This is a genomic window from Bacillota bacterium, from assembly GCA_040754675.1.
GTDB lineage: Bacteria > Bacillota > Limnochordia > Limnochordales > Geochordaceae > Geochorda.
On sequence record JBFMCJ010000234.1, the window covers coordinates 1 to 6,383 of the forward strand.

General features: G+C 62.2%; 4 protein-coding genes. 1 reads left to right on the plus strand and 3 read right to left on the minus strand.

Annotation, left to right across the window (positions count from 1 at the left end):
* The 3 genes from AB1609_13480 to AB1609_13490 all read right to left on the minus strand — a co-directional run.
* The coding region (locus AB1609_13480) for an S-layer homology domain-containing protein (GenBank protein ID MEW6047471.1) at positions 1 to 1,911 on the minus strand (1,911 nt) is incomplete at its 3' end.
* A 97-nt stretch (positions 1,912 to 2,008) separates the two neighbouring features.
* On the minus strand, positions 2,009 to 4,915 hold the full coding sequence (locus AB1609_13485; protein MEW6047472.1) for a fibronectin type III domain-containing protein: 2,907 nt from the start codon (positions 4,913 to 4,915) through the stop codon (positions 2,009 to 2,011).
* A 204-nt stretch (positions 4,916 to 5,119) separates the two neighbouring features.
* Positions 5,120 to 5,401 (minus strand): helix-turn-helix transcriptional regulator, encoded by a 282-nt coding sequence (locus AB1609_13490; protein MEW6047473.1) that lies wholly within the window; start codon positions 5,399 to 5,401, stop codon positions 5,120 to 5,122.
* Positions 5,402 to 5,490: 89 nt separating this feature from the next.
* On the opposite strand from AB1609_13490, the gene AB1609_13495 reads away from it, so the two are divergent.
* The gene (locus AB1609_13495) at positions 5,491 to 5,859 is read left to right on the plus strand and encodes a helix-turn-helix transcriptional regulator (protein MEW6047474.1); all 369 of its coding nucleotides are present in this window, start codon (positions 5,491 to 5,493) and stop codon (positions 5,857 to 5,859) included.
* The last annotated feature ends 524 nt before the right edge of the window (positions 5,860 to 6,383 follow it).

Consider the following 6,383-nt stretch of genomic DNA (forward strand, 5'->3'; position numbering starts at 1 on the left):
AGCCTCCGACCGCGTGACGTTGTTCGCGGCCCGGAACGTACCGTCCTCGTACCCCTTGATGATCCCCTTGGCCGCTGCCGCACCCACGGACTCCTTCGCCCAGTCCGGGATCTTGCTCCCATCAGCAAATTGGCTCACGGTCCCGGTCACAGGCCCGACTTCCTTCGCCATGATCCTGGCGACCAGCACCGCAAGCTCTCCCCGCGTCACCGGGTTCCCGGCCCTGAACGTGAAGCTCCCGTCCTCCTCGGGGTACCCCTTTACCAGGCTGGCCTTGACCGCGGCCGCGACCAGGCCCCTAGCCCAGGAGGGAATGTTAGCGCTGTCTTTGAACGCGGTCAGCCCCTCTTCACCCGCAGCCTGCAGGCCCAGGGCGCGTACCAGCATCGCCGTGCACTCGACCCGGCTGATCTCCGCACCCGGCTTGAATACGTTCCCCGGGTAGCCACTCACGACTCCCATGCCCGCCAGCCGGGCCACGACCTGCTCGGCCCAATGACCCTGCATGTCCGTGAACGCGGGCACCGGGTCGCGGGCAAACACTGCGAACTTCGTCAGGTGCGAGACCGCCACACTGACCGTCTTGCTACCCGGATCCACCTTGCCGCCCAGGTAGACCCAGCACGACTTCCTGTCGCTGTAGAAGTAGGCAGCGGGCATGCGGCCAGACGGCACCTTACCCGGGTCGTAAGAGAGCACCACGGTGACCGTCCCCGATACCTGTCCGTCCTTCACGCTCACGTCGACGACGGGGCTCGCAGGCTCAATACCCGTCGCCAGGTTCAGGATCGGGGCCGCCTCGCTCTCCTGCAAGGCCGTCAACAGCAACCGCGCGTTCGTCCCGGTGACTGCGCCCGGCTGGACCTCAACCTTCGCTACCTCGTCGATCTCCGCCAGCGCTACCCTGCCAGGTTCTATCGTGACCTCGACCTTGTTGGGTGGAGACGGCGGAGACGGAGGGGGAACGGTTCCGCCTCCCCCGCCCACAGGGGGAGTAGCTGCTTGGCTTACTGTCACTCTTGTAGTTGCTTCTTTGCCCTGGTAGGACACGGTAATCGTCGCCTGCCCAGGAGCCACCGCTGTCACCACGCCCTGCCCGCTCACGGTAGCCACCTGGGGGTTGCTGGTCACGTAGGTGGCCCGCGCAGTCACGTCAACTGAGCTCCCGTCCGAGTACTTTGCCGCTACCGCCAGCTGTGCAGTCTGTCCCGGGGTGAGATTCACCGCCGCCGGGGAAACCTCAATCCCGGTCAGAGCTGGAACCACCGTTACAGCCACGGAGGACTCGAACCCCTGGTATCTGGCGGTAATCGCCGCCTGCCCAGGAGCCACCGCTGTCACCACGCCCTGCCCGCTCACGGTAGCCACCTGGGGGTTGCTGGTGGCGTAAGCGCAGTCGGAAGTAACGTCACGCGTTGTGCCGTCAACCAAAGTTGCCGAGACCGCCACATTGATGGATTCGCCCTGACTCAAGGTCGCCTGTCCGGCTTCGCCAATCGTCGCGGAAATCCCGACCACTTGGGTAACTATACCGACCGCCGTCAGGTCAACCTGCCTCACGTCGCCAGGCTTATAGGCCACCGTCTGGCTTGCCAACACGCCGCCCACTTCAAAGACAACGGATTTACCTTCGTCGGTTGACGCACCCTGCACCACCAGCTTTGACTCCAGTGCTCCGGCCCCGCCGTATTTGCCTGCTTCCTGCACTGTTATGCTCCCACGGATTTCACCTGCAATCTTGGCTACTATGACCGTGCCAATAGGGGCAGGGCTCCCGTTGAGATAGACCGTCCCGTAGTAGGCCGCGGGTAGAGATGGCTCACTCTGTGCGAGACCGGAGCTCGCCAGGACAAACAGCAGCGCGCACGTTAGGCCGGCCGCTGCCGTGAGCCTCCGCACAATTCCCCCCATCCCGGAGCACCTCCTTGCACCCGATCTGCGGAAGAGGGGGCCACACACTCCCGTGCAGCCCCCTCCAGGTGTGCACTAGCCGAGGGACACCACGGGCTTACCAGCCGACCGGATAGTTCCCGACAGTTACTGGAGTACCCACGAAACCGGCCAGGTCTCCCTCGCTTGCCATGTAAATCCAGTAACCGTAGTGAGTATGCACCCATCTGAGCTGATAGTACTCGGTGTAGTACTCGGTGTAAGGCGTTGCAGCCCACACTTCAGGGTTCCCCGGCACGCTTACCACCTGCCGCCAGCCTTCTGCCACGCTTACCAGCGTGTCATGCACCGCGCGATTGTCCGTCGGGCCAACCAGGTTCCATCCCTTGTACAGCTTCCTCACAGGGGGCGCACCAGGTGTTGTCGTCGGTCTGATCGTAGCCAGAACCTCTCTCTTGAGCTTGACGTAGAGAGCCTCGAGCGGGGCAATGGTGTTGTTGTCCTCCGTCACCTGTACCCACTGTTGCGTCGCGGAATCATACTTGTATGCCACGTCCACCGCACCAACATCGATCAGGTCGCCGAGCAGCTTCTGCCCCCCTGCCAGCTGAACAGGCACCGAGAAGGTGGTCCACCCTTCCGGACCGGGCAACAGCTGCCAATGGGCGACGACCGCGTAACCCTGACCGCTATCGTCCTCCTGTAGGCCGGCAGAGGCGTTGCCTGTCTGGTCGACGGTAACGACCTTGAACATCACACGCTGTTCGCCACCCAGGGTCACATCAGGAGCAACCATGACAGGCAAGCCCTCGAAGACCTGGTTCGCCTGCGCCTCCAATTCCACCGTTCCGTAGTGCTCGTAGCTGCTCGTTCCGTACATCGATATGCGGACCCGCGCCAAGTCGGAGTCCGCAGGGCAAGTGAAGCTGACAGCGAAGGCTCCCGGCCCTGCAACCGGGGTCACCGCAAGCCCCTGCACCTCACCAGGCGGCGTGGTATCCACGGGAAGCTGCTTGGGCAGATAACCTTGACCGTTATTGTTGAGTACAAGACCCGTGGACTCGTTGCCAATGTCATCCACGGCGGTGAGCTTGACTTCGTACGCATGGCCGTTGGCAAGCCCCGTGACCACACACTGCTGCACCCCCGCGGACACCTGCTGCGGGAGCCCCCAGGTGTCGCCTGTGGTACCAATCGGCCGGCAGTAGACGTTCACGTGGTGCAGATCCGCGTCACCTGGGTCAGTCCACCGCACTTCTAGGCTACCGCCCTGAGCAGGGATCGATACTGTCGGCTGAGCGACGTCAGAGGGCGGCACCTGATCCTTGGCGGTGTACCCTTGGCCGTTGTTGTTCAGTTCTACGCCCTGCGACTCGTTGCGGAGGGCATCCACAACGCTGACCTTGAACTCATACCTAGTCTCGCCGGTGCGATCCAGGTTGCCGAACTCGCAGTAGCCTACTCCCTTTTCTACGGCAACGGGGGTACCCCAATCGGTGCTACCCTTCACCCGCATGTAAACATTGACATGGTTGAGGTCGATGTCTGCCGGATCAATCCAAGACACGATGATCGAGCCGCCCTCGGCGGGAGCCCAAGCCTGAGCACCCGTTACTTCGCCGGGCGCCTGAGTATCTGTCGGAACGTAACCCTGGCCGTTGTTGTCGTCCACGACGCCGGCAGATTCATTGGCATAAACGTCGAACGCAGTCACTTTGACCGCGTACGGCACGCCGTTAACCAGGTTCATGACCTGATACTGGTACACAGCTCCAGTAACCGTGCCGCTGTACGTCCAGGAGGTGTCGGCCAACTTCCTGAAGTAGACTTTGGCACCCTGGTAATCGGCGTCAGCGGGATTAGTCCACTCGAGGTTGAGCGCCCCACCCGCCGGAACGACCGTCACCTTCAGGCTGCTCACCTCGGCCGGGGGTTTGACGTCTTTAGCTGCATATCCCTGGCCGTTGTTGTCGGCAGCCACACCTGAGGACTCATTACCGAAGCCGTCCACCGTAGTTACCTTGACGGCGTACTTGGTAGCGCCGCTCGGATCAAGGCCGCTGATGGTGAAGGTCTGTTGGCCCTTCGGTGCACTGCCGGCGTTGTTCCAAGTCCCATCCGGCAGGGTGCGATAGTACACGTTCGCCTGAACGTAGTCGGCATCTGTCGGGTCAGCCCAGCTGAGTACCAACTTGCCACCCTCGGGAGGCGCAGTGACAGTCAGGTTGGTGACCTCCGCAGGTGGTTTCTTATCGACGGTGACGGTGTATTCGGGAGTTTCACTCCTGTTGCCTGCCGCATCGGTTGCGGTGAACTTAAAGTACACGATGTCACCCGTGGCAGTGTTGGAGAGATCCAGGGTGGTGCTATATACGCTGCCAGTTACAGTCAACAATGGCACGGTCACCGCCTGACCAGTGGCGCCTACCCGGTACACAAGTTCCACCGTGGAAACCCCCGCTGGGTCGTCGGTAGCCGTCACGGCAAACAGTTCCTGACTGCGACCAGCGATAAAGCTACCCGGCTCAGGCACAGGCCCGGAGAGTTGCGGGCCGGTCTTATCCACAGCAAAGGTCGCATAGTGATAGTCGATGTTCGTCCCATCGTTGACTACGATGGTTGCGGTGTAGTTGCCCTCGCCGAAGATAAGCGAGTTCACTCCCGAAACTGTCCACTGATAGACCGTGCCGCCGACAGTCACCTGCGCCGAAAACGCTTTGAACGTCGAAGCCCAGCCACCATTCACGAGATGCTGCACATACTGGCCACTGGCGTTCTGGACGGCAATACTCACGCCTGTCACGCCGTCGGGATCCGTGGCTTCTCCCTGGAAAGCCGTAACCTCAGCAACAATTCCGCCTTCAGGTGGATTAGTCAGTTTCGCCGTCGAATTTCCTGCCGCTGCCATCGCCGGTACGACCGGGAGGAGCGTCAAGACCAGAGCCAAGATGGTTGCGACCGATAGGAGCTTTCCCACGGCCCTCTTCGCGCGGCCACCATTGCTCGCAATCGGGACCAGGTGCACTTCCTCTACCTCCTTCCGCTCTGCTCTACCGAAACCGCTACGATAAACACGTATTGCCACACTCACAGGCCGTAAACCACCCCCTCGGACCTGGAATTTCTGCTGTCGGGATCGCGGTATATCCCGCCGCATTCCACGTGTAAACTCCCCGTCTCCCGGTGCGCCCGGAACCTTCCAGCGCGCAGTCAACCGGTTAGCCAGATGTTAAGCGGTTGCCTCGCGCACGTGAGCAGCACCCACGCCGAACAAGTCTTCGACCGGCTGGCCCAGGACTTCAGCGATGCGCAGAGCCGTATCGAGGGAAGGATTCTTCCTGCCGAGCTCGATGTTCGTGTATGCCGCCCGGCTCAGCCCAGCCATAATCGCAACCTGGGCCTGTGTGAGACCCGCATGCAACCTGGCACGTCTCAGGTTGTTGCGATGCACTATGTACTCCACCTTTCCCTCACGCACTACGTGCCCGGGGTTTGTTCCCGACGTGCACATTATATGTGCCCGCCGGAAAACTTGTCAATACCCAGTGCCTGTGCTATAGTGCAGGTGATGTTTCCGGCAGAAACACAGGTGATAAGTGTATGGAGAACACCTTCGCGGCCGCCCTGCGGGAGATCCGCAAGAGAAGGCGCTTGAAGCAAGAAGACCTAGCCCGCATGGTGGGTGTGGGGCGGCCCACCATAGCCAACTGGGAGCGCGGGGCCAAGCTACCCAGCCTCGTCTCCCTCGTGAAGCTCAGCCAGGTGCTCCAAGTTACAACCGACGAACTCCTGGGTACCGCAAGCGCCCAGCAAGCTTCCTCAGTCCCCAGAATTTTCCCGACCCCGGTCGACCCGGTCGTTGCGCTTGCAGCCGAACGGTCCGGCGTGTCGCCCGCGGTCCTTGCCGCCTTTATTGCCGCACTGAAATCGCAAGGACACTGGGAGGACAGGTCAGAGGCTGGCACTTGACACCACCGGCTCCCATGGTAGCAGCCCCACCCCGTCAACAGGTGTCGGACCGGACGGAAACGGGGCCGACCCGGTGCATCCGGTCACCACGCGGTAGTAACTCCCCAACGCCACCAGCACTACCCGGGGCGTTTTCCCTTGCGCCACGGGGTCCCGGGGGATTACGTTCCCTTTTCCTGTGACAGCTGCTCCGGCCGGCCGCCCTTCTCCCGTGCCCGGACTTTCACGGCTTACTCCCCGCCATCAAGGCCTGAGTACCCGGACACGCCCCCACGGTATTTGCTAACCGTTTGCTAACGCGCTGCTAACGAACCATTCTGGATGCCTTGGCGCTAAAGGAGATGACTTAGGTGCGCGAGGCGGGAGAGTGGGGTGGGCGCGCCTCGCGGGGTCAGGAGGAGGGGGAGCCGGTATCCTCCCGGGCGGCTGACTCGGCGCGGGAGCGCTGGGCGGCGTAATTGATGCGCAGGTCGGCGAGCAGCGCCTGCAGGCGGCGGAGGCCGGCAGGGTCGATGCGCGGGGCG